This is a genomic window from Burkholderia sp. AU17457 (genome assembly GCF_002223255.1).
Lineage (GTDB): Bacteria > Pseudomonadota > Gammaproteobacteria > Burkholderiales > Burkholderiaceae > Burkholderia > Burkholderia sola.
Map to the genome: position 1 here is coordinate 1,209,345 of NZ_NKFB01000003.1, position 20,842 is coordinate 1,230,186.

Annotated in this window: 27 protein-coding genes and 2 tRNA genes; 20 read left to right on the plus strand and 9 right to left on the minus strand. The window is 66.0% G+C overall.

Going from position 1 to position 20,842, the window contains the following annotated elements:
• Nucleotides 1–2: 2 nt before the first annotated feature.
• The 3 genes from aat to CFB49_RS08220 all read right to left on the minus strand — a co-directional run bounded on the left by aat (nt 3) and on the right by CFB49_RS08220 (nt 1,583).
• The gene (gene aat, locus CFB49_RS08210; protein ID WP_069621414.1) at nt 3–767 is read right to left on the minus strand and encodes a leucyl/phenylalanyl-tRNA--protein transferase; all 765 of its coding nucleotides are present in this window, start codon (nt 765–767) and stop codon (nt 3–5) included.
• 10 nt (nt 768–777) lie between these two features.
• On the minus strand, nt 778–1,323 hold the full coding sequence (locus tag CFB49_RS08215; RefSeq protein WP_006476111.1) for an NUDIX hydrolase: 546 nt from the start codon (nt 1,321–1,323) through the stop codon (nt 778–780).
• 183 nt (nt 1,324–1,506) lie between these two features.
• A tRNA-Met gene (locus tag CFB49_RS08220) sits at nt 1,507–1,583 on the minus strand.
• Between the two features lie 197 nt (nt 1,584–1,780).
• Between CFB49_RS08220 and CFB49_RS08225 the strand changes: the two genes are divergently transcribed.
• Genes CFB49_RS08225 through CFB49_RS08235 form a run of 3 tightly spaced genes read left to right on the plus strand, consistent with a single transcriptional unit; the run spans nt 1,781 to nt 3,806 of the window.
• Nucleotides 1,781–2,278, plus strand: coding sequence for a heme-degrading domain-containing protein (locus CFB49_RS08225; protein WP_069621415.1), 498 nt, complete (start codon nt 1,781–1,783; stop codon nt 2,276–2,278).
• Between the two features lie 9 nt (nt 2,279–2,287).
• Nucleotides 2,288–2,620 (plus strand): DMT family transporter, encoded by a 333-nt coding sequence (locus CFB49_RS08230; RefSeq protein ID WP_371090929.1) that lies wholly within the window; start codon nt 2,288–2,290, stop codon nt 2,618–2,620.
• A gap of 31 nt (nt 2,621–2,651) precedes the next feature.
• Nucleotides 2,652–3,806, plus strand: a complete 1,155-nt coding sequence (locus CFB49_RS08235) for an enoyl-CoA hydratase/isomerase family protein (RefSeq protein WP_069621416.1) — start codon at nt 2,652–2,654, stop codon at nt 3,804–3,806.
• A gap of 136 nt (nt 3,807–3,942) precedes the next feature.
• On the opposite strand, the gene CFB49_RS08240 is transcribed toward CFB49_RS08235, so the two are convergent.
• Nucleotides 3,943–4,371, minus strand: coding sequence for a hypothetical protein (locus CFB49_RS08240; protein WP_006484223.1), 429 nt, complete (start codon nt 4,369–4,371; stop codon nt 3,943–3,945).
• Nucleotides 4,372–4,712: 341 nt separating this feature from the next.
• Between CFB49_RS08240 and ssuD the strand changes: the two genes are divergently transcribed.
• The 9 genes from ssuD to CFB49_RS08285 all read left to right on the plus strand — a co-directional run bounded on the left by ssuD (nt 4,713) and on the right by CFB49_RS08285 (nt 11,051).
• On the plus strand, nt 4,713–5,870 hold the full coding sequence (gene ssuD / locus CFB49_RS08245) for an FMNH2-dependent alkanesulfonate monooxygenase (RefSeq protein WP_089491111.1): 1,158 nt from the start codon (nt 4,713–4,715) through the stop codon (nt 5,868–5,870).
• 16 nt (nt 5,871–5,886) lie between these two features.
• Entirely contained in the window at nt 5,887–6,699 is an 813-nt protein-coding gene (ssuC, locus tag CFB49_RS08250) for an aliphatic sulfonate ABC transporter permease SsuC (RefSeq protein WP_059584307.1), read from the plus strand.
• Nucleotides 6,696–7,655, plus strand: coding sequence for an ATP-binding cassette domain-containing protein (locus tag CFB49_RS08255; protein WP_089491112.1), 960 nt, complete (start codon nt 6,696–6,698; stop codon nt 7,653–7,655). Before ssuC ends, CFB49_RS08255 begins: the two co-directional genes overlap by 4 nt.
• A 57-nt stretch (nt 7,656–7,712) precedes the next feature.
• A complete protein-coding gene (locus tag CFB49_RS08260; protein ID WP_006476104.1) occupies nt 7,713–7,928 on the plus strand; it encodes a TOBE domain-containing protein in 216 nt (71 codons plus the stop codon).
• Nucleotides 7,929–8,073: 145 nt separating this feature from the next.
• Nucleotides 8,074–8,271: a hypothetical protein gene (locus CFB49_RS08265; RefSeq protein WP_050012556.1), complete on the plus strand. Its 198-nt coding sequence runs from the start codon at nt 8,074–8,076 to the stop codon at nt 8,269–8,271.
• Between the two features lie 56 nt (nt 8,272–8,327).
• Complete coding sequence (locus CFB49_RS08270) at nt 8,328–8,573, plus strand: hypothetical protein (RefSeq protein ID WP_069621419.1); 246 nt, start codon at nt 8,328–8,330, stop codon at nt 8,571–8,573.
• 129 nt (nt 8,574–8,702) lie between these two features.
• Nucleotides 8,703–9,689 carry a tRNA dihydrouridine(20/20a) synthase DusA gene (gene dusA, locus CFB49_RS08275; RefSeq protein ID WP_069621420.1) on the plus strand — a complete coding sequence of 329 codons (987 nt, stop codon included), beginning with the start codon at nt 8,703–8,705 and terminating at the stop codon, nt 9,687–9,689.
• A 54-nt stretch (nt 9,690–9,743) separates the two neighbouring features.
• A tRNA-His gene (locus CFB49_RS08280) sits at nt 9,744–9,819 on the plus strand.
• A gap of 716 nt (nt 9,820–10,535) precedes the next feature.
• Nucleotides 10,536–11,051, plus strand: coding sequence for a GNAT family N-acetyltransferase (locus tag CFB49_RS08285; RefSeq protein WP_089491113.1), 516 nt, complete (start codon nt 10,536–10,538; stop codon nt 11,049–11,051).
• Between the two features lie 112 nt (nt 11,052–11,163).
• Here the strand turns inward: CFB49_RS08285 and CFB49_RS08290 are convergent, their stop codons facing one another.
• Nucleotides 11,164–11,628, minus strand: coding sequence for a plasmid fertility inhibition factor family protein (locus CFB49_RS08290; RefSeq protein ID WP_089491114.1), 465 nt, complete (start codon nt 11,626–11,628; stop codon nt 11,164–11,166).
• A 280-nt stretch (nt 11,629–11,908) separates the two neighbouring features.
• On the opposite strand from CFB49_RS08290, the gene CFB49_RS08295 reads away from it, so the two are divergent.
• The gene (locus CFB49_RS08295; RefSeq protein ID WP_249190322.1) at nt 11,909–12,319 is read left to right on the plus strand and encodes a hypothetical protein; all 411 of its coding nucleotides are present in this window, start codon (nt 11,909–11,911) and stop codon (nt 12,317–12,319) included.
• A gap of 680 nt (nt 12,320–12,999) precedes the next feature.
• Here the strand turns inward: CFB49_RS08295 and CFB49_RS08300 are convergent.
• Nucleotides 13,000–13,743: a DUF695 domain-containing protein gene (locus CFB49_RS08300; protein ID WP_089434968.1), complete on the minus strand. Its 744-nt coding sequence runs from the start codon at nt 13,741–13,743 to the stop codon at nt 13,000–13,002.
• Between the two features lie 184 nt (nt 13,744–13,927).
• Between CFB49_RS08300 and CFB49_RS08305 the strand changes: the two genes are divergently transcribed.
• The 4 genes from CFB49_RS08305 (at nt 13,928) to CFB49_RS08320 (ending at nt 15,806) form a co-directional block, all read left to right on the plus strand.
• The gene (locus CFB49_RS08305) at nt 13,928–14,236 is read left to right on the plus strand and encodes a phosphatidylserine/phosphatidylglycerophosphate/cardiolipin synthase (RefSeq protein WP_089491441.1); all 309 of its coding nucleotides are present in this window, start codon (nt 13,928–13,930) and stop codon (nt 14,234–14,236) included.
• A 46-nt stretch (nt 14,237–14,282) separates the two neighbouring features.
• Nucleotides 14,283–14,525, plus strand: coding sequence for a hypothetical protein (locus CFB49_RS08310; protein ID WP_089434969.1), 243 nt, complete (start codon nt 14,283–14,285; stop codon nt 14,523–14,525).
• Nucleotides 14,526–14,628: 103 nt separating this feature from the next.
• Entirely contained in the window at nt 14,629–15,171 is a 543-nt protein-coding gene (locus CFB49_RS08315; protein ID WP_069621426.1) for an aspartyl-tRNA synthetase, read from the plus strand.
• A 161-nt stretch (nt 15,172–15,332) separates the two neighbouring features.
• Nucleotides 15,333–15,806 carry a VOC family protein gene (locus CFB49_RS08320; protein ID WP_069621427.1) on the plus strand — a complete coding sequence of 158 codons (474 nt, stop codon included), beginning with the start codon at nt 15,333–15,335 and terminating at the stop codon, nt 15,804–15,806.
• A 72-nt stretch (nt 15,807–15,878) separates the two neighbouring features.
• Here the strand turns inward: CFB49_RS08320 and CFB49_RS08325 are convergent, their stop codons facing one another.
• The gene (locus CFB49_RS08325; protein WP_069621428.1) at nt 15,879–16,850 is read right to left on the minus strand and encodes a GGDEF domain-containing protein; all 972 of its coding nucleotides are present in this window, start codon (nt 16,848–16,850) and stop codon (nt 15,879–15,881) included.
• A 268-nt stretch (nt 16,851–17,118) separates the two neighbouring features.
• Here CFB49_RS08325 and CFB49_RS08330 point away from each other — a divergent pair, with 268 nt between their 5' ends.
• Nucleotides 17,119–17,346, plus strand: a complete 228-nt coding sequence (locus tag CFB49_RS08330; RefSeq protein ID WP_089491115.1) for a hypothetical protein — start codon at nt 17,119–17,121, stop codon at nt 17,344–17,346.
• A 149-nt stretch (nt 17,347–17,495) separates the two neighbouring features.
• On the opposite strand, the gene CFB49_RS08335 is transcribed toward CFB49_RS08330, so the two are convergent.
• Both CFB49_RS08335 and CFB49_RS08340 read right to left on the minus strand, forming a co-directional pair.
• Nucleotides 17,496–18,119 (minus strand): phospholipase D family nuclease, encoded by a 624-nt coding sequence (locus tag CFB49_RS08335; RefSeq protein ID WP_089491116.1) that lies wholly within the window; start codon nt 18,117–18,119, stop codon nt 17,496–17,498.
• A 334-nt stretch (nt 18,120–18,453) separates the two neighbouring features.
• Complete coding sequence (locus CFB49_RS08340) at nt 18,454–18,942, minus strand: winged helix-turn-helix transcriptional regulator (RefSeq protein WP_089491117.1); 489 nt, start codon at nt 18,940–18,942, stop codon at nt 18,454–18,456.
• A 187-nt stretch (nt 18,943–19,129) separates the two neighbouring features.
• Between CFB49_RS08340 and CFB49_RS08345 the strand changes: the two genes are divergently transcribed.
• Both CFB49_RS08345 and CFB49_RS08350 read left to right on the plus strand, forming a co-directional pair.
• Entirely contained in the window at nt 19,130–19,567 is a 438-nt protein-coding gene (locus tag CFB49_RS08345; RefSeq protein WP_050012568.1) for a PaaI family thioesterase, read from the plus strand.
• 141 nt (nt 19,568–19,708) lie between these two features.
• Nucleotides 19,709–20,761: an NADP(H)-dependent aldo-keto reductase gene (locus tag CFB49_RS08350; protein WP_089434974.1), complete on the plus strand. Its 1,053-nt coding sequence runs from the start codon at nt 19,709–19,711 to the stop codon at nt 20,759–20,761.
• The last annotated feature ends 81 nt before the right edge of the window (nt 20,762–20,842 follow it).

The following is a 20,842-nucleotide window of genomic DNA, read 5'->3' on the forward strand; positions in this document are numbered from 1 at the left end:
CGCTAGCGCTCGCTCCCGGTGGGCGCCGCCGTTTCGGCGGGGCTCGTCAGCGCGGCGAGCACGCGCTTGTCGAACTGCCACGGAATCGGCGGTTCGGCTACCGCGCTGCGCACGTGAGCGACAAAGGCCTTGCGTGCGATCTCGCGGCCGCCGAGCGACGCTAGATGCGACGTGTTCTGCTGGCAGTCTATCATTTCCAGCCCCTGGTCGCGAAGGTGCGCGATGAGCGCGGCCAGCGCGATTTTCGACGCATCGGTCACGTCCGCATACATCGACTCGCCGAAAAACATCCGGCCGAACGACACGCCATAGAGGCCGCCGACGCGGCGTCCGTCGCGCCACGTTTCGATGCTGTGCGCGTTGCCGGAGCGGTAGAGCGACGTATAGGCGTCGATGATCTCGGCGGTGATCCAGGTGCCGCGCTGCCCGCGGCGCGGCGCCTGCGCGCACGCGCGCATCACGCCGGGAAAGTCGTGATCGACGCGCACTTCCCATTCCGGCGCGCGCAGCACGCGCTTCAGCGTCTTGCGCAGTGACGGCGATACCTTGAATTCGGCCGGCACCAGAATCATGCGCGGGTCGGGGCTCCACCACAGCACCGGCTGGCCGTCCGAGTACCACGGGAAGATGCCGCGCCGGTAGGCGTCGATGAGGCGCGACGGCAGCAGGTCGGCGCTCGCGGCGAGCAGCCCGGGCGCGCCGGTCGCGGGACCGAGCGCGCGTTCGATGGACGGAAACGGATCGTCCGGGCCGAGCCAGGGAACCATGGGCAGGGGCTCAGCCGTTGCGCAGCGAGCGGAAGATATCGCCGGTGTGCACGCCGTAGTCGCCGGCGGCCCGATCGGCGAAGAAGAAGCGCAGCGTCTGGCTGACGGTCGGAAACGCGATCTCGTCCCACGGGATGTCGGCTTCGTCGAACAGTTTCACTTCGAGGCTTTCCTCGCCGGCTTCGAAACCCGGATCGGTGAGCCGCGCAAGGTAGAACAGGTGGACCTGATGTACGTGCGGCACGTTGAGCAGCGTGAACAGGTTCTGCACCTCGACGCGCGCACCAGCTTCCTCGAGCGTTTCGCGCGCGGCGGCTTCCGCGGTCGTCTCGCCCATTTCCATGAAACCGGCCGGCAGCGTCCAGAATCCGTAGCGCGGTTCGATCGCACGGCGGCACAGCAGGATCTGGTCGCCCCAGACCGGCACCGTGCCGACGACGTTGCGCGGATTCTGATAGTGGATCGTGCCGCAGTGATCGCAGACGAAGCGTTCGCGGTTGTCGCCCGGAGGAATGCGCGCGAGGACTTCGTGGCCGCAGACGGAGCAGAATTTCATGTCGAGTGGAAGGGACGAGGTGATGCGAGTGTATCACCGGGCCGCGGCATTCTTGAACGCCTGCGCATGCGGCGGCGTGTCGGGCGAAACGGCGCGCGCGTGCGCGAAGCGCGCGCGGCGTCCGGACGCGCGAAAACAAAAAGCCCGGCGCGAGGCCGGGCTTTTTGCGACATTCTGGACGGTTGGTTGCGGGGGTAGGATTTGAACCTACGACCTTCGGGTTATGAGCCCGACGAGCTGCCAGACTGCTCCACCCCGCGTCCGTCGAAGAAATGAATTATATGGGCTAACCCGGATGCGCGCAACTGTTTTCTGACGATCGCGTCGCGAGCGTGGGTGGGGCCGGTACGGAGAGGCGCGTGCGCTAGAATCGAGCGGTTTGTGTCGCCATCCCGGCAGCGGCCCTGCGCGATCGCATCGGCGCCGCTGCGATTCTCATTACTGCATCGACGGATTCATGGACATCGCTCACGATCTGCAATCGATCGGCGCGCAGGAACAGGCGCTCGTGTTTCCCCATTTCGACCCGGCCCGCGCGTGGGCGCTCGGCAACCGGATGCATGCGCTCGCGACGTCCCGCGGTCATGCGATCGCGATCGATATCGTCACGTTCGGCCAGCCGCTGTTCTACGCCGCGCTCGCCGGCGCGACGCCGGACAACGCCGACTGGGTGCGCCGCAAGCGCAACGTCGTCGCGCATTTCCGCCGCAGCTCGTACGCGATCGGCCTGCGCATGCAGCAGGCCGGCGCGACGCTCGCGGACAAGCACGGGCTGCCGGCCGCCGACTATGCGTCGCACGGCGGTTCGTTTCCGTTGACCGTCGCCGGCGCCGGCGTGATCGGCTCGATTACCGCGTCCGGGCTGCCGCAGCGCGCGGACCACGAGTTCGTCGTCGAGGCGCTGTGCGCCGAGCTCGGTCACGACTACGCGGTACTGGCCCTCGCACGGAGCTGAGCGATGCAATTGCCCGGTTACGCATGGCTCGCGATCGCGATCGTCGCGGAAGTGATCGGCACGTCCGCGCTGCGCGCGGCGGACGGCTTCACGCGCTTGTGGCCGTCGGTGCTTGTCGTCGCCGGTTACGGCGTCGCGTTCTACTGCCTGTCCCTCACGTTGCGCACGATGCCCGTCGGCATCATCTATGCAGTCTGGTCGGGCGCCGGCATCGTGCTGATCACGCTCGTCGCGATGCTGCTCTATCGCCAGGTGCCGGACGTGCCGGCGGTGATCGGCCTCGGGCTGATCATCGCCGGGGTCGTGGTGCTGAACCTGTTCTCGAAAATGCAGGCGCATTGAGCGTGCGACTGCCGTTTGCCGGACGACCTTCATGACCGATTCTTCTTCCGCCGCCGCTTCCGCCGAATCCGCCCAGCCCGACGTGCTCGCGTATGTCGCGAACCGCATCGGCTTTCTCGAACTGAACCGGCCGAAGGCGCTGAATGCGCTGTCGGTCGGCATGATCCGGCTGATGCAGCAGGCGCTCGACGCGTGGCGCGACGACCCCGACGTCATCGCGGTCGTCGTGCACAGCCCGCATCCGCGCGCATTCTGCGCGGGCGGCGACGTGCGCTTCTTCCACGACGCGTGGCAGCGCGGCGACCGCGACGCGGTCGACACGTTCTTCATCGACGAATACACGCTGAACCATGCGATCTTCACGTATCCGAAGCCGTACATCGCGCTGATGCACGGCGTCGTGATGGGCGGCGGCATGGGGATTTCGCAGGCGGCGCGGCATACGGGCGGCCTGCGCGTCGTGACCGACTCGACGAAGATGGCGATGCCCGAAACGCGCATCGGCCTGTTCCCGGACGTCGGGATGAGCTGGTTTCTCGCGCGCACGCCCGGCGCGATCGGCCGCTATCTCGCGGTGACCGGCGCGACGCTCGACGCGGCCGGTGCGCTGTACGCGCAACTCGCCGACGTCTATCTGCCCGATGCCGCACTGCCGGCGCTGCTCGACACGCTGCGCACCGCGCGCATCGACAGCGGCGCGCAGGCCGTCGCGTGCGTGACCGACGCGGCTGCCGCGCACAAGGTCGTGCCGACGCCCGGCACGTCGGCGCTCGCCGATGCGCGTGCCGGGATCGACCGGCATTTCGCGCAGCCGGACATCAACGCGATCCTCGCGTCGCTCGACGCCGAGCAGGATTGCGCGGCGGTCGACGGGTGGGTCGAGAAGGCGACCCACGCGATGCGCGAGCAATTGTCGCCGCTGTCGATGGCCGTGTCGCTCGAAGTCGTCGAACGCGCGCGCGGCGCGACGATGGCCGATTGCCTGCGGCGCGATCTCGATCTCACGCGCTCGACCTTCGCGCGCGGCGACGTGATCGAAGGCGTGCGCGCGCTGATCGTCGACAAGGATCACCAGCCCGTGTGGCGTTTCAAGTCGGCTGCCGACGTCCGGCGCGCCGACGTGCTCGCGATGTTCGACAGCCCGTGGACGCCCGACGCGCATCCGCTGCGCAAGCTGAAGGACTGACGTCGATCAGGTTGACCCGCGCGAGCCGATCGGCGCGCGACACGGAAACGAAAAGGCCGCGTGCATCATGCACGCGGCCTTTTTCATGAACGACGTCGGGCGGGCGCGACCGAAGGGCGCGCAGCCCGCGCAGGCGTTACTCGTCGCCCGCGTCGTCGGACATGAACGCGCGCATGAACACGAGCGCGCCGAAACCCCACACCGCATTCGCCGCGAAGCCGGCCGCGAGCACGGGCATCATGTTGCCCGACGGCCAGATGCCGCGCAGCGGATCGATCGCGAACACGCGGGCGGCCGTCAGCACGATGCCGCCGAACACGAGCGCGCCGATCCACGATGCTTCGCGTTCCGGCGACACGCGCAGCAACCACGCCATCGGAATCGCGCAGCACGCGCTGATCAGCGCATTCGCGACGAATTCAGGAATGCCGAGCGGCGCGAACGGTTGTGTCGAGAAGCCGGTTGCGGCGATCAGGTCGGCCGTGTGAAGGAGGGCGAGCGTGGCCTCGCGGAAGAACAGTGCGGCCAGGAAGCCGGACAGGAAGGGCAGGATGACTTTCTGCATCGATGAGTGCACCGCAGGCGCGCACGGCGGGGGCCGGGCGCGCGGAGTTATTCGGATAGGTGCGCCATTATAGGGCCCGGCCGCGACGATATTCGCTCCAGCGTCGTGCTAATCACGAAAGCGGAAAACCTAAGCTCAAAAAAATCGTTCCAAAGCCCTGTACCGATCCCTAGACTGATTTCCCAGAAACAGCCGTGCAATCGCGTCCTCGTCCGCAGCACGGCCTGACCGGCGAGCCATCCCGATTCGAATGCACACCATGCATGCGTCGCTTATCCGCGACGCGAGCAGGGCGATGTTTTTTTCAAATTTCGGCAGTGACAGTCAAGCAGGAGCAGCAGATGAATGTGTTCTGGTTTATCCCCACGCATGGCGACAGCCGCTATCTCGGCACGGCCGAAGGCGCGCGCGCCGCGGACTACGATTACTTCAAGCAGGTCGCCGTGGCGGCCGACACGCTCGGCTACGACGGCGTGCTGCTGCCGACCGGCCGTTCCTGCGAGGATGCGTGGGTCGTCGCGTCGAGCCTGATTCCGGCGACACAGCGCCTGAAGTTCCTGGTCGCCGTGCGTCCCGGCATCGCTTCGCCGGGGCTGGCCGCGCGGATGGCCGCGACGTTCGACCGTCTGTCGGGCGGCCGCCTGCTGATCAACGTCGTCACGGGCGGCGATGCGGCCGAGCTCGAAGGCGACGGCCTGTTCGCCGATCACGATACGCGCTACGAGATCACCGACGATTTCCTGAACATCTGGCGCGGGCTGCTGACCGCGTCGCATGACAACGGCGGATTCGACTACATCGGCAAGCACCTGCAGTCGAAAGGCGGCAAGGCGCTTTATCCGCCCGTGCAACATCCGCATCCGCCGCTGTGGTTCGGCGGCTCGTCGCCGGCCGCTCACGCGATTGCCGCCGATCACATCGATACCTACCTGACGTGGGGCGAGCCGCCCGAGGCCGTCGCGAAGAAGATCGCCGACATCCGCGCCCGTACCGACGCGCGCGGCCGCAAGATCAAGTTCGGCATCCGTCTGCACGTGATCGTGCGCGAGACCGAGGACGAGGCATGGCGTGACGCCGAGCGGTTGATCAGCCGGCTCGACGACGACACGATCGCGCGGGCGCAGAAGGCGTTCGCAAACATGGATTCGGAAGGCCAGCGCCGGATGGCCGCGCTGCACGGCGGCAAGCGCGGCGGCCGCGAGGCGCTCGAGGTCTATCCGAACCTGTGGGCCGGCGTGGGGCTCGTGCGCGGCGGCGCCGGCACGGCGCTCGTGGGCAATCCCGAGCAGGTCGCGGAACGCATGCGCGAATACGAGGATCTCGGCATCGAGACGTTCATCCTGTCCGGCTATCCGCACCTCGAGGAGTCGTATCGCTTCGCGGAACTCGTGTTCCCGCTGATCAAGGGCAAGGGTGTCGAGAAGGCGGCTGGTCCGCTGTCGGGGCCGTTCGGCGAGATCGTCGGCAACAACTATCTGCCGAAGACGAGCCAGAGCTGAGCGACGGAGGCTTGCGATGACAACGAAAACGTCGACGACGGGCGTCGCCGTGGCCGCCCGCGCGTGGCGCGGCGTTGCGCCGTGGCTCGTGCCGCTCGCATTGCTGGTGGTGTGGGAAGTCGGTGCGCGCACCGGCTGGCTGTCGACCCGCGTGCTGCCCGAGCCGGTGGCGGTCGTGCGCGCGGCCTGGTCGCTCGTGACGTCGGGCGAAATGTGGGCGAACGTGAAAGTGAGCACGTGGCGCGCGCTGTTCGGCTTCGCGATCGGCGGCGGCGTCGGCCTCGCGCTGGGGCTCGCGACCGGGCTGTCGAAGGCCGCCGAGGTCGCGCTCGACTCGACGATCCAGATGATCCGCAACATCCCGGCGCTCGCGATGATCCCGCTCGTGATCCTGTGGTTCGGCATCGACGAGAAGGCGAAGCTGTTCCTCGTCGCGCTCGGCGTGTTCTTCCCCGTCTACATCAATACGTATCACGGGATCCGCTCGGTCGACGCGAACCTGATCGAGATGGCGAAGAGCTACGGCGTGCGCGGCTTCGCGCTGTACCGCGACGTGATCCTGCCGGGCGCGTTGCCGTCGATTCTCGTCGGCGTGCGTTTCGCGCTCGGGCTGATGTGGGTGATGCTGATCGTCGCGGAAACGATCTCCGCCCAGTCGGGCATCGGCTACATGACGATGAACGCGCGTGAATTCCTGCAAACCGACGTGGTGGTGGTCGGCATCCTGCTGTACGCGGTGCTCGGCAAGCTGGCCGATGTGCTGGCGAAATCGATCGAGCGCGTGACGCTGCGCTGGCACCCCGCCTATCAATCAGGAGCAAAGGCATGAACGCGACGACTTCAGCGGCCGCCTATGGCCCGCTCGCCGGCGCAGATCTCGAGGCCGAACTGGCGCAGGCCCGCGTCGCGGACGGCGACGCGCGCGATGCGGCGATCCTCGAACGTGACGGCAGCGCATCGGTCGTGCCGCTCGCGCGGCGGCGCGGGGGCGGTCCGGCATCCGACGATGCGGTCACGCTGTCGGGCGTCAGCAAGCGCTTCGGCGCCCGCACGGTGCTCGACAACGTCGAGTTGAACATCGCGCGCGGCAGCTTCGTCGCGATCGTCGGCCGCAGCGGCTGCGGGAAATCGACGCTGCTGCGTCTCGTCGCGGGACTCGAGCAGCCGAGCAGCGGCGCGCTCGTGACGCACGGCGAGGGCGGCGGCGTGCTCGATACGCGGATCATGTACCAGGACGCGCGTCTGCTGCCGTGGAAGACCGTGCTGCAGAACGTGATGCTGGGCCTCGGCCGCGGCGCGCGCGACCAGGCCCGCGCGGTGCTCGACGAAGTCGGGCTGCTGGAACGCGCGAACGACTGGCCCGCGCAACTGTCGGGCGGGCAGCGGCAGCGCGTCGCACTGGCCCGTGCGCTCGTGCACCGGCCGCAACTGCTGCTGCTCGACGAGCCGCTCGGCGCACTCGATGCGCTGACCCGCATCGAAATGCACGCGCTGATCGAGCGCCTGTGGCGCGAGCATCGATTCACCGCGCTGCTCGTCACGCACGACGTACAGGAAGCCGTGGCGCTCGGCGACCGCATCCTGCTGATCGAGCAGGGGCGGGTGGCGCTCGACCAGCCGGTGCTGCTCGACCGGCCGCGTGCCCGCGCGTCGGCGGCCTTCGCGGCGCTCGAGGATCGCGTGCTGAAACGCGTGCTCGCCGGCGGGCCCGGCGCGGCCGATCAAGACACGGAGCATGAAGCAGACAAGGTTCGACCGGTCGGGCAGATCCGCTGGGCCGTTTAATTCCGGGCGGCTTCGGCCGCCCGTTCTGAGACTTTTTTCTTCGGAGCGATCATCCCGATGAGCATCACCGCAATCAACGTACGTAACCAGTTCAAGGGCAAGGTCAAGGAGATCATTCGCGGGTCGGTGGTTTCCGAAGTCGACGTCGAGACGCCGTTCGGCATCGTCACGTCGGTGATCACCACCCGTTCGGTGGATGAACTCGAACTGAAGGTCGGCGCCGAAGTCGTCGCGCTCGTGAAGTCGACGGAAGTCTCGATCGCGCGTCTCTGAGCGCGGGTCGAGCCTCGGTGCGGCGCCGCCGGGCAGGCAACGTGCCCGGCGGCGCCGCATTGCATTCGCGCAGCGCGTTTGCCTCGGTATTCGACTGCCGGACGAAGTGCTAGGATGGAACGACACCGATGCCGGAGGCGAACGCATGACCCCCATCCTTTCCCCCGAAGCCATCGAGGCGCTGAAATGGATCGACCAGTTCGGCGACAGCCGGCCGGTTCCCGCCGCGTTCAATGACGTTATCTACGCGTTGCTGAACGACGGGCTGATCTATCAGGCGACGGCCGACCGGGTCGACCTGACGGCCGATGGCCGGTCCTTTTTGTCAGACGAATACGATTGAGCGCGCGGCGCCGGCCGCGCACGCGGCCCGGCGCGGCGTCGCCACGGAGGCGTGCGATGGAACCGAGAGGCAGCGACCTCGGCGATTTCAGCGAGCCGTACCGCGGCTTCGAGATCGAGGTGAAGACCGAGCAGGTCTGGGACGGCGAGCATGCGCACTACCGCGTGCTGCGGGGCGACGCCGTGCGGATCGACTGGCGGCTGGTCAAGATCGACGGGGTGCTGCTGACCGAGCGGCGCGTGATCGAGCGCGTGTTCGACGAGGCACGCCGGGCGGTCGATGCGGAGCTGGACGACCGGTAGCGCACGTGTCGGGTGGGTATGGCCGGTATTGCGGTAAAATATCGGGTTGTTTCCGTGCCGCCTGGCCTGTACCCGAATTCCATGTCCGTTTCGCCTTCGCTTCCTCCCCGCCGCGTATCCGTCGCGCCGATGCTCGACTGGACCGACCGTCATTGCCGGTCGTTCCACCGCACGCTGACGCGCAATACGTGGCTGTATACGGAGATGATCACGACGGGCGCGCTGTTGTTCGGCGATGCCCAGCGGCATCTTGCGTTCACGCCGAGCGAATCGCCGGTTGCGCTGCAATTGGGCGGCAGCGAGCGGGGCGACCTCGCGCGCGCGGCGAAGCTCGGCGAGCAGTGGGGCTACGACGAAATCAACCTGAATTGCGGGTGCCCGTCCGAGCGCGTGCAACGCGGCGCGTTCGGCGCATGCCTGATGAACGAGCCGCAACTCGTCGCCGACTGCGTGAAGGCGATGTGCGATGCGGTGTCGGTGCCGGTGACGGTCAAGCACCGGATCGGCGTCGATGCGGTCGAGGACTACGCGTTCGTGCGCGATTTCGTCGGCACGGTGGCCGAGGCCGGTTGCGAAACGTTCGTCGTGCATGCCCGCAACGCGATCCTGAAGGGGCTGTCGCCGAAGGAGAATCGCGAGATCCCGCCGCTCAAGTACGACTATGCGTATCGGCTGAAGCGCGATTTTCCGTCGCTGGAGATCGTGATCAACGGCGGCATCACGACGCTCGATGAAGTCGCGCGGCATCTGGAGCACGTCGACGGCGTGATGCTCGGCCGCGAGGCGTATCACAACCCGTACGTGCTGGCGGAGGTCGATGCGCGCTTCTACGGATCGAGCGCAGCGGTGCCGACGCGCGAAGCGGCCGAAGCGCAACTGATCGCGTATTGCGCGGCCGAACTGAAGCGCGGCACCTACCTCGGCGCGATCGTGCGGCACGCACTCGGGCTGTATCGCGGCATGCCGGGTGCGCGTGGCTGGCGTCGCGTGCTGTCCGACAACAAGAAGCTCGCACGCGGCGATCTGGCCGTGTTCGACGAGGCACGCGCGCATCTGAACGCAGCCGAAGAAATTTTTGAAAAAAATGCTTTGCAAGATTCAAAAGTGTTCGTATAATCTTGTTCTTCGCTGCTGAAACACAACAGCGAAACGAAGCAAGCAGTATCAGTGGTGGCTGTAGCTCAGTTGGTAGAGTCCAGGATTGTGATTCCTGTCGTCGTGGGTTCGAGTCCCATCAGCCACCCCAACAAATTCAAGCAAAAAGCCCGGCTCAATGAGCCGGGCTTTTTGCTTTCTGGCGTTCTGACACAGCCAACGTGTGGCTTAGTCATGACGTCTTTAACGAAGCGAAGTAGCATCCTCGTATTCAACGAATCAACCACGATGCCATTTCGGCCTCGTGCGCGTCAAAAGAGCTCTCGCATAAATCGAGTCGCTCGGGCGATATGACTTCGATACCGAATATGAGACCTCGGACGATGCGACGAGGTCCCCGGGCCTGCTTCGTATCGCGTTTCCTTGTCGTTGTGCTGACAACGTTCGCACCTGTTCCCGCGACGTTTCTCTTCCCGCCTAAGGTTCCCGCTCGCCGTGCCGTTATCTTCTCTGGACAGCCCTCGTGCCTCGAATGCTGATCCGTTTTCTTGCCTGCTCGCGCCAAACGCGAGCAGGCTTTTTTCGTTTACGGCCGCCCGTAACCGGCTGATTGGCGGAATCGAACAGGGGCTTGGCGCAAACCGACAAAGCGCAACAGTCTTACATGCGTGTAATGTAGGACCTTCCTCGTGCCCTCATGCTTTGCAGGGCCGTTCGATCCCGACGACCGGAGAAGGTGTCGGGATTTTTTTTGCCCGCTCGCCGACGACCCGCTGACAAGCCCTGCGAAATATCATCCCGCAAAGCGCGGTATATTTTGCGACGACACAGGCCGATCAAGAGAACCTACACAAGGAGTGGCTACCGATGCCGGACACCCGGGTCACACTGCGCGCCGCGACGCGCCACGACGCGAACCACATCGCTCGCCTGCACACGCTGAGCTGGCAAACCGCCTATAGCCACATCCTTCCGGCCGCCTATCTGTCCGACGAGGTGCCGACTGAGCACGCGGTCCGGTGGCGCAACTATTTCGATCGCAACGAGAGTGAATGGGGCCTCGCACTGATCGCCGAGTCGAACGGCGAACCCGTCGGCTTCGTCAGCGCAGAGCGCCCCGTCGATCCGGCGCTGGGTGTGCTGCTCGACTGCCTGCACGTTCATCCTTCGCATCACGGCGGCGGCACGGGCAAGCGCATGATCGAAGCCGTTCGCGCATGGGCTCGCTCGATCGGCGTGGCCAAGGTCCATCTGCAGGTGCTGGAGGACAACGTGCGTGCGATCGGGTTCTACGAACACAACGGCTGGCAATTGGCCGGTGTCGAAACGTGTCGCATCGGCCAGACGGAAGTCACGGACCGGATTTACGCGATCCACGCTTGAATGCTTGTCGGCATCGGCATCGGCATCGGCATCGGCGCTCGGCCGCACGCGAGTGCAGCCGCAGCCGGCCGCTATGGCGTCGCGCCAGGGGAAAGCCGAACGGATTTTGCGATCACTCGCCGCAATACCGGACAAGCAAATCGGCTTCGGTCTCGTGAATTTCGACGGGCAAGATCGTCGCGCCAGCATAGGCGAGATAGCGCGCGCGATGCTGGCCGTTGCGGAACGATGCGACGCCGATTTTCGACAGGCCGGGAATGCCGAGCAACGTTCGCGTTCTCGTCTCGCGAAACGTGATGAACGGCATGTCCGGAATCCGGTCCCGGCTCGGATCGAGGAATTCGCGAATGCCCGCGGCTTTTCCAGGCGCCCAGTACTGGACGGACGGCAGCACATAGTCGGTGGTGTCGTGGTCCGCGCAGGCAAGCAGTTTCCTCAGGTCGATCGTCACGACCCGATGGCGAGAGTCGTCGGACGAGAATACGCGCTTGAGGTGTGTGTAGGCATAGGGAACGTGCCCTGGAAGCTGGACGATCCAGACATCTACGCCGCTTTGTCGTGCGTGAGCAAGCGTCATTATTTCCTCTGGTGGCGCAAGCGGTCTTCGTGATTCGAGTTTAGCAGCGCGGACGACTGCGCAGCAGGTCGAGACCAAAAATACGAAAACGGAGCGCCTTGCGGCTCGATCTGCAAAAAGGAATGGGGCGGTCATCCGTTGACGGTCCGCGTCGACAGGCCGCGACAATATCGCGATACGGCCAGCGAGAATGAAGCCCTGCGCGAAATTCACGCAAGATTCATACAGGGTGGCGAAGCACGCGTCAGGCAACGGGCATCATGAAAATTGAGAGGGCACATTGAACGGAGAGGCCAGGTCGTCGAAACTCGAGATCGACTATCTCGATTACTGCTTCACGGCAATGCTCGAAATCACGGAGTCCGGCCGTACCGCCGTTGTCGACAGGCAGCTCGAATCCGAAGTGCGCGGCAAGACGCTCGGATGGATCGTGTTCGATCGTTTTCTCGAGCGAAACGACTTCGCCGATGAGGAGGACGCGCGTGCCAATATCATCGACTGGCTGGCGCGGCTTGCCGATCCGAGGCCCGTCCCTTCGACCGAGATTGCGAAGGCGCGCGCGGTGGCAACCGGCGTGGCGGCGGCAGATCTGTCGACCGCCGAAATCGTCGGCGACGCCGCTATTGAAATCGTCGGCAATCTGGACTGGATCGATATGGTTGCCGACTGGCTTTCCAGTGGCGCGTTGTAGCGACGAACTCGTGGTTTCGTGACGCAGATCATTGCGCGCGAGAAATTCCGTTCGAAAAACGAGGCGAGAATTGCATTGCGCAAAAAATAGAATAATCCTGCTTTGACAATATCCGCGGCTTACCGGAAACTGCGCCCGGGTCTGAAAGATCGACTTGAATTAAAACAAGATAAAACGCTGAAATGAAAAGGCGACGCTGTCGCCGGCTCCTCGTCAAAGCGGCCGGCAAACAAGGCGTCGCGCTTGAATCATGACGGTATTCGCCGGCACGCGAGCATGCCGGTTGCCGCCACATTGTCACTAAAGGGTGAGTTGCCGCACAGACCGTCGCGCGACCCGCGATCACAATTTGACCGGTTGGCCGTTCTTCCCCGGCCCGGTCAACCATTTCCCCGCTCGCTCGTGCAGGAGCGGGGGCTTTTTGCCCCCCGACGCCGGAAGGTTGCGTCGGCGGAACCGGACAGGCGTTCGGCGGGCTGCGCGACGGCACACGTTTGCACCCCGACATCCGTTCGCCCGATCCGTACGAATTGCTTTCCTCGTGCCTGAGCGAACCCTCAGGCCCATCGCCGGTCTTTGCCGGCGATGCCTTGTCCCGGCGGCGCGTCACCGCGCTGCCGGGATGTTTTTTGCGTCGCCTGCATGACGTCACATCGCGCGTCATGGGCGTGGTGCTCCGCTCAGCCCGCCTGTTCGACGCTGGTTTCCCATCCGTCGTAGTCCCCGCCGAGCGCGCGCACCTCGCGATTGAGCGCGATCGTATGGCGCGTGATGTCGGCGAGCGCCATCGTGCCTTCGTGCGAAAACCGTACCGCCGACTTGCCGTCCTCGGTCGGCGCCACCGACTCCACCGGATAGCCTTTTGCTTCGGCCCAGTCCGCGAACTGGTGCGCGTCGCTCGGGTCGGGAAAGTACGCCCAGTGCATCACGCGCCGGCTCACGTCGGGCGCGTCGCCTTGCTGCCGCAGCGCATCCAGCGTGCGCATGTCGCGCATGATCTGCCAGTCGTCGTCGGTCGGGTAGAGCGTCTGCCAGTATGTCGTCTTGTCCGGGTCGTCCTGATGCGCGTACTGAAGCGCATAGGTCGTCTGGTCGGCCAGCGAGTCGACGATCTCCGCGGCCGCCTCTTCGTCGAACGGTACGTAGAAGAGAAAATCCCGGTTGCCGTCGACGGTGATACGGCCGACCTGCACGCCGCCTTTCGCGACGATCGCGGCGTCGAGCAGATCCTCGATCTTCGCGAGATCGGCGAATTCGTCGCCGGCCGGCAGACCTTCGGGCGACGGACGCGCAAAGGGGACGCGCACGCTGAGCAGCGACGTGCGCGGATCGCCTTCGGCGATTTCCGCAAAGCCGTGGTTGAAGCTGATGAAAGCCTGATGGTCGCCCATTCTGGCAGGGAAGGTTCCCCAGGCGTCGCTCATGTGTTTCTCCCGTACACGATTGTCTGTTGACGGTTGCAAAGCGTCCCAATGTATCATCGAAAATCCCGTTGGCCGGACCCGCGCCCCTGATCGCGGGCCGTGCGCGCCGCGCACGCTGGATCCGGGCTGTTCGCAGCGCGCCGCATGCATGCGGCCGGCCGTAAAAAATTCAAAGGAGATGCCGATGTCGACGTTCGCGGTGAATGGTGTCCGAATCGATCCGCTCAGCGCGCGCGTGACGCACGTGCGCTGGGCGGCCGTGAACCCGGCCGATCGCTCGTGGGCGGCGACGCCCCGCGAGGCCCCGGTGGCGGACGTGGCGCGCGCGCTCGCATCCGGTAACGATGTCCGCGCGATCTTCTCGGAATCGGACACCGCGGCGATCGGGCCCAGGCTGAAACGCGTGCTGTATCGCGATGCGTCGGAAGGCATCGAGCTCGACATCGACGCAACGAGCGAGTCGCGCACGTTGCGCGATCTGCCGCAGATCTGACCGCAAGCCGTTACCCAAACCGAATCGCGCGAACGCGCCCACGACCATGTCCAGATTCGCCATCTTCCCGCCGGCATTCGCGCTTTGTCTGGCGCTTGCCGCCTGCCAGACCGCGTCCGGGCCGACGCCCGTGCAACCGTCGCCCGAGACTGCGTCGACGACCGTTCCCGCATCGTCGCCGCCGGCCGCGCCGATTCGCGGCATGGGCGTCGCGCCCCGTCTGGCCGGGCAGAGCCACTGGGCCGTCGGTCAATGCACGACCAACGGTACCGTCAACGTATGCCATTGACCGACGTTGGCGCAATGACGCCCGATGCGTGCAAACGGAATCGAAGTCCCGACATGCCGCCCGCGTCGATGGACCGGCGGCCGTCGACACGAGCCGGCGTGCAATGAACGACGAACGCGAAACGACGGATTCCGGCTGGCACGTCGATCCCGTTGCGGGAACGGTCATCGGCGCGTTGCCGGTGACGCTTGCGGTCGACAGCCGAAGCCTGAAAAGCAGGGCGGCAGGATGTGCGGGGCTGGCCGCGGCGAGCCTGTGCGGTTACGTGGCCGCCCCGACGCTCTGGCCGGTAGCGGCGATGGCCGCGTTGCTGGGGCTTGCCAGTGCCGCGTTGTTCGTCTCGTCGCGGCGCAAGCTCGCGCTGCAGGTCGACGAGACGGGCTTCCGGCTGATCGGTTCTGCCCGCGAAAAAACCGTCACGCCGTGGCGCGACGTCGCTGAATTCCGGATCGTCAGTGTCGCCGGTAATCGTTACATCGGCTACCAGTTCTCCGTACATTCTTCCCGTACGAAGGTGCCGGGCGGCGTGATGCTGCCGATCGCCCGGTTTGCCGATCTTCCGCTCGACGCGGTCGCCGCGTTGCTGGAGACTTGCCGTCGGCAGTTCGGCCCGCCGGACGAACCGGCCGACCGAACGGGCCGATGATGCCCGACGCGGCGTCCGGCGCGCCGCGTCACTTGAGCAAACAAAAAAATCCCGGGCACCGTGTCGATTTCCGCGGGAGTCGTCCGTCGTAGCATCGGAGGCGTGCGCATCGCGCGTCCGTCCCGATTTTCGATACGACAACCGACTCAAGGAGCGACACCATGCCCACGTCCGTCAAGCCGATCCCGGAAGGGATGCGTACGCTGACCCCGCATCTGATCTGTGCGGGCGCAACCGCAGCCATCGACTTCTACAAGCGTGCATTCAATGCGACTGAACAATTTCGCCTCGCGATGCCCGATGGCCGGCTCGCGCATGCGTGCCTCGCGATTGGCGATTCGACGCTGATGCTGGTCGATGAAATGCCCGAGCACGGTGCGCTGGGGCCGAAGGCGCTGAAAGGCACGCCCGTCTGCCTGCATCTGTACGTGCCGGACACCGATGCGGCGATCGAAAAGGCGGTCGCGGCCGGCGCGACGGTCACGATTCCGGCCGCCGACATGTTCTGGGGCGATCGTTACGGGCAGGTCGAGGATCCGTTCGGGCATCGCTGGTCGCTGGCGACGCATCAGCGCGATCTGACACCCGAGCAGATCGCGGACGCAATGGCCAGCGCGCCGCCCTGCGGCAGTTGAACCGACACACGAGCGCGGCCGGGCGGCGGCGCGGCGGCTTGATTGCGCCGCGTCGGCCTGGCTCGTCGACGGTCATGCGCCGGCCGTCCTGCCGCGCTGCTTGTGTTCGTACATCCTCCGATCGGCCGAGGCCAGCAGGTCCGCGACGGTGCGATGGCAGGCGGGATCATAGGCAACGTGCCCGACGCTGAAGCGGATCGCGTAGCCGCGTGCGTCGGCTGCGTTGCGCTGCGCGAGCGCCTGCGTCACGCGTTCGACGGGCTCGGCGACATCGGCCGCATCGGTGGCACTCAACAGCACGACGAACTCGTCGCCGCCGAGTCGTGCGATGACGTCGCTGTCGCGCAGCGCGCTCGTCAACGTTTCGGCGAACGCCTTGAGCGCGCGATCGCCCTCGGCATGGCCGAAGCGGTCGTTGATCGTCTTGAAATCGTTCAGGTCGAAGAACAGCAGCACGGCGTGACGGCCGACGCGATCGCACAGGCTCAGCACATGCCGGGCCAGAATCTCGAAGCCGCGCCGGTTCGTCAGCTGCGTGAGTTCGTCGGTGGTCGCGAAATGCAGCGCGGCGATCTCGCGCTCGGTCATGTGGGCCAGATCGCCGAGCAGCGCGAGTTCGTCGGCGTCGAGCGAGCGGGGCCGCGTGTCGATCAGGCACAGCGTGCCGATGGGCGCGCCGTTCGGTGCGGCGAGCGGCCGGCCGGCATAGAAGCGGATGCCCGGCGTGCCGGTGACGAGCGGGTTATCGTGGAAGCGATCGTCGTTCCGCGCATCCTGGATCACCATCGTATCGCCCGCGAGCAGCGCGTGCGCGCAGAACGACACGTCGCGCGGCGTCTGCGTGGCGTCGAGTCCCGCATGACTCTTGAACCACTGGCGATTCTCGTCAACGAGGCTGACGAGGGCGATCGGTACGTCGAACAGCCGTCGCGCGAGACGTGTCAGGCGATCGAAGCGCTCTTCGGGCGGCGTATCGAGGATCGAGAGCGAATGAAGCGTATCGAGCCGAGCCGCCTCGTCGGCCGGTTTCGGTGCGATTTGCATAGGCCTGGTCTCTTGTCCCGGCCGTCGGGCCGGTCATCGGGCATATGTCTGACAGTATCGCGCATTCCCGGATGCATCGCCACGCTGCAAGTCCCGCCGTGGCGCTGATCGGGTTCGCGGGTGTCGGTGAAGTGCGGCAAGAGGCGGGAGGCCTCGGCGCGCGTTTCGTCCCGATGCGGAATCGGACACGCGATGCCTCAAGGGGGCGCGTCGGCCTGCCGTAAACACGACGAGTCCAATCGTTCATCCCATCTCATCCGATCGCACCATGGTTCGAATTCTGTACGCGGGCTATCTCGCGTTCGCGCTGTATCTCCTTTACCCGCTGGTTCAGAACACGCTGACGTTCAGCACCGATTGCGTGCGCACCGTGCTGCCGATGGGCGACCGCAGGCGCTCGGCGAATGCGGTCAGCGGCGCGGACGGGCACGCGAGCCGCTGCGTGGCGAGCGCGCATGCGGGCGTCGCGACCGGGCGGGGGTCCGAAATCCATTGAACGCGGTGCGTCGGGCGTGAAGGGCGCTTCGCGACGCGGTGCGCTGGCCATTCGGCCGAATTGAACATCGCGCCATGCTCGCCGATCATCTGCAACGCGGCGGCAAGAATGCGAGGGGGCGAGCGCCAGGAGAAAGCGCGTGTCGCGCGTCAATAGCTGGAGCGGTACGGCGTGCCCTGGTCGAAGCGGCTTTGCCAGTGCGTGAGGTAGCGTGACGCGAGTTGCGGATTGTTCCAGACCACGACGACGTTCTCGGAATTGCGGCTGGCCGCCGACGCACTGTAGTTGAACGAACCCGTTTCGACGTGCTCGGCGTCGATCACGAGGTACTTGTCGTGATGGATCGCATAGGCGTCGATCGTGCGCGTCGGGATGCCCGCGTTGACGAGCAGGTTCAATGCCTGCTTGCTGCTCTTCGCGCGGTTGCCCTTGTCGTCGACGACCACCGCGACGTTGACGCCGCGGCGCTTGGCGGCAAGCAGCGCGCGCGCGACGGGCGGCGACGTGAACGAGTACGCGGCGACCCGGATCGAGCTGCGCGCCGCCCCGATCGCTTTCAGCACGAGCGCCTCGGCGCCGCCGTCGGGCGAGAATGCCGATTCGACGACCTGGGTCGAGGGGGCTTCGTGAGTGGGGGCCGGTAGCCATCGCGACACGAGATCGATCGCTTGCTGGAGCAGCGATTCGCTTTGCGTCTTGCCGAACGCGGCGAAGGGTGTGGCGAGCAGGGAAGCGGCGAGACAGGCGGCGGCGAGGCGATTGCGCGACAACATCTTGGACAGCGAATAATTTCGAGACAGCGGGCCGTGAGTGTAACGCACGCGTGGCGGGCCGGTCACGCGCGGATGCGAAGCAAGGGCGTACGCAGTGATCGGCAGGCGTGGAGAGCGTGACGCAGAGTTGCGTTGTGCAGCGTGTGCGGGCGAGCGGGGCGATCAACGCATAGCGACAGTGCCGGCGATGGCATGCGATTGCGTTTGCCGTTGCAGCACACCCGTGTGCGAGTAATGCGTGCGCCCGGGCGGGCTGGCTGCGACTCGACGCGTCCTGTCGCCCACGCGTATGTCCAGCGGGCGCATCGGAACGACATCCGCGCGCAACGCATCGTCAATCCGTGGATGCGGACGCCTCGGCCCCGTCGGGCGCGATCCATCCGGGCCCCGGCTCGGGCTGCACGTCGCGCGCGTCGAGCGGTTCGCCACAGGCCGAGCATACGGTCACCGCGTGCATCAGCTGGCCGCAGGCCCGGTGGCGTAATTGCACCGGCGGCCCCTGGCCGTCGTCCTTCCAGCGATCGCCCCACGCCATCAGCGCGAGCAGGGCCGGGTAGAGGTCGATGCCCTTTTCCGTCAGCCGGTATTCGAAGCGCGGCGGGCGCTCCTGATACGCGCGCTTGACGAGCACGCCTTCGTTGACGAGCCGTGCGAGCCGTTCGGCCAGCACGTGGCGAGTCAGGCCAAGCTGGGCCTGGAACGCGTCGAAGCGGCGGCAGCCGAGGAACGCGTTGCGCAGGATCAGCATGGTCCAGCGGTCGCCGAGCACGGCGAGCGTGCGCGCGACCGAACAGTTCAGCGTGCCGATGTCATCCCATTTCATCGTCGAGTCTCTTGCCTGTTGCGGCGGTCTTGCGGCGGTTCAGCGAAATAGCGGGTTCGATTATAGAACCCGCCTTCGGTCGCAACGGGCGCAGCCGCGTTGACAACGGCCGGCCTCGTTGACAATAATGAGTTCCAATTTAGAACTTACTCGCGCGGCGACGCGCTTTCAACCAGGAGACAACCCGATGAACCCGCTTTCCCTGTCTGGCCTCGATCTGCTGCGTGCCGCCGCGTCGGGAGACGCGCCCCTTGCGTCGATTTCCGAGACGATCCCGATGCGCCCGCTCGACGTCGAGCTCGGGTACGTGAAGTTTTCGGCGCGGGCGGACGGCCGGCACCTGAACCCGTTGGGCGGCGTGCACGGCGGGTTCGCCGCGACGGTGCTCGATTCGGTCACCGGATGCGCGGTGCATTCGATGCTCGACGCGGGCGTCGGTTACGGCACCGTCGATCTGCACGTGAAGATGCTGCGGCCGGTGCCGCGCGACGTCGATCTCATCGCGGAAGGGCGCGTGATTCACCTGTCGCGTTCGCTGGGCGTGGCGGAGGGCACGCTGAAGACACCGGACGACAAGATCGTCGCGCATGCGTCGGCAACCTGCTTCATCCAGCGACCGCAGTGACGGAGCGCGGCCGCATCCGGGCGGGCGCGCGAACGCTCGGGGCAGCGCTGGAGGCCGCCTGTAAGCGTGCGCCGCGCCTGCGTGAAGCAGTTGCGTCAATGTGATAGCTTTCCTGCTTTCCACCGACGCGACAGGAACAGCATGGAATACCGCACACTCGGCGATTCGGGTATCGAGGTCAGCCTGATCGGTCTCGGCACGATGACGTGGGGCGAGCAGAATTCGGAGCGCGACGCGCACGAGCAGATCGACTACGCGCTCGGGCAGGGCGTGACGCTGATCGACGCCGCGGAGATGTATCCGGTGCCGCCGAAGCCCGACACGCAAGGCCGCACCGAGCAATACATCGGCACCTGGATCGCGCAGCATCGCGCGCAGCGCGACCGTATCGTGCTCGCGACGAAGATCGCGGGGCCGGCGCGGCAGCCGCACAATCCGCGCCATATTCGCGGCGAGGGCAACCAGTTCGACCGCAAGAACCTGACCGAAGCACTCGACGGCAGTCTCAAGCGCCTGCAGACCGACTACGTCGATCTGTACCAGCTGCACTGGCCCGATCGCAGCACGACCACGTTCGGCCGGCCCGCGTATCCATGGGTCGACGACGCGTACACGGTGCCGATCGACGAAACGCTCGGCGTGCTCGCGGAATTCGTGAAGGCCGGCAAGGTGCGTGCGATCGGCGTGTCGAACGAAACGCCATGGGGTGTCGCGCAGTTCCTGCGCGCGGCCGAGCGGCTTGGGCTGCCACGCATCGCGAGCATCCAGAATCCGTACAGCCTGCTGAACCGCACGTTCGAGAACGGGTTGTCGGAATTCACGCATCGCGATGGCGTCGGCCTGCTCGCCTATTCGCCGCTCGCGTTCGGCTGGCTGTCCGGCAAGTACGAGAACGGCGCGCGTCCGGCCGGTGCGCGCATCACGCTGTTCGAGCGCTTCCAGCGCTACAGCAAGCCGCACGCCGTCGAGGCGACGTCGCGTTACGTCGCGCTCGCGCGGCGTCACGGGCTGTCGCCCGCGCAACTGGCGCTCGCGTTCGTCAACAGCCGCCCGTTCGTGCGCAGCAACCTGATCGGCGCGACGTCGCTCGAGCAGTTGAAGGAGAACATCGGCAGCATCGACGTGACGCTGTCCGACGAGATCCTCGCCGAGATCGACGCATTGCACGAACGGCAGCCGAATCCGGCGCCGTAAACGGCACGCGGCCCGCGCGACAGCAATGCCGCGACGGGCCGAGTCGAGCGGTTGCGGCAGCGCCGTGCCGCGCCGTCGTTT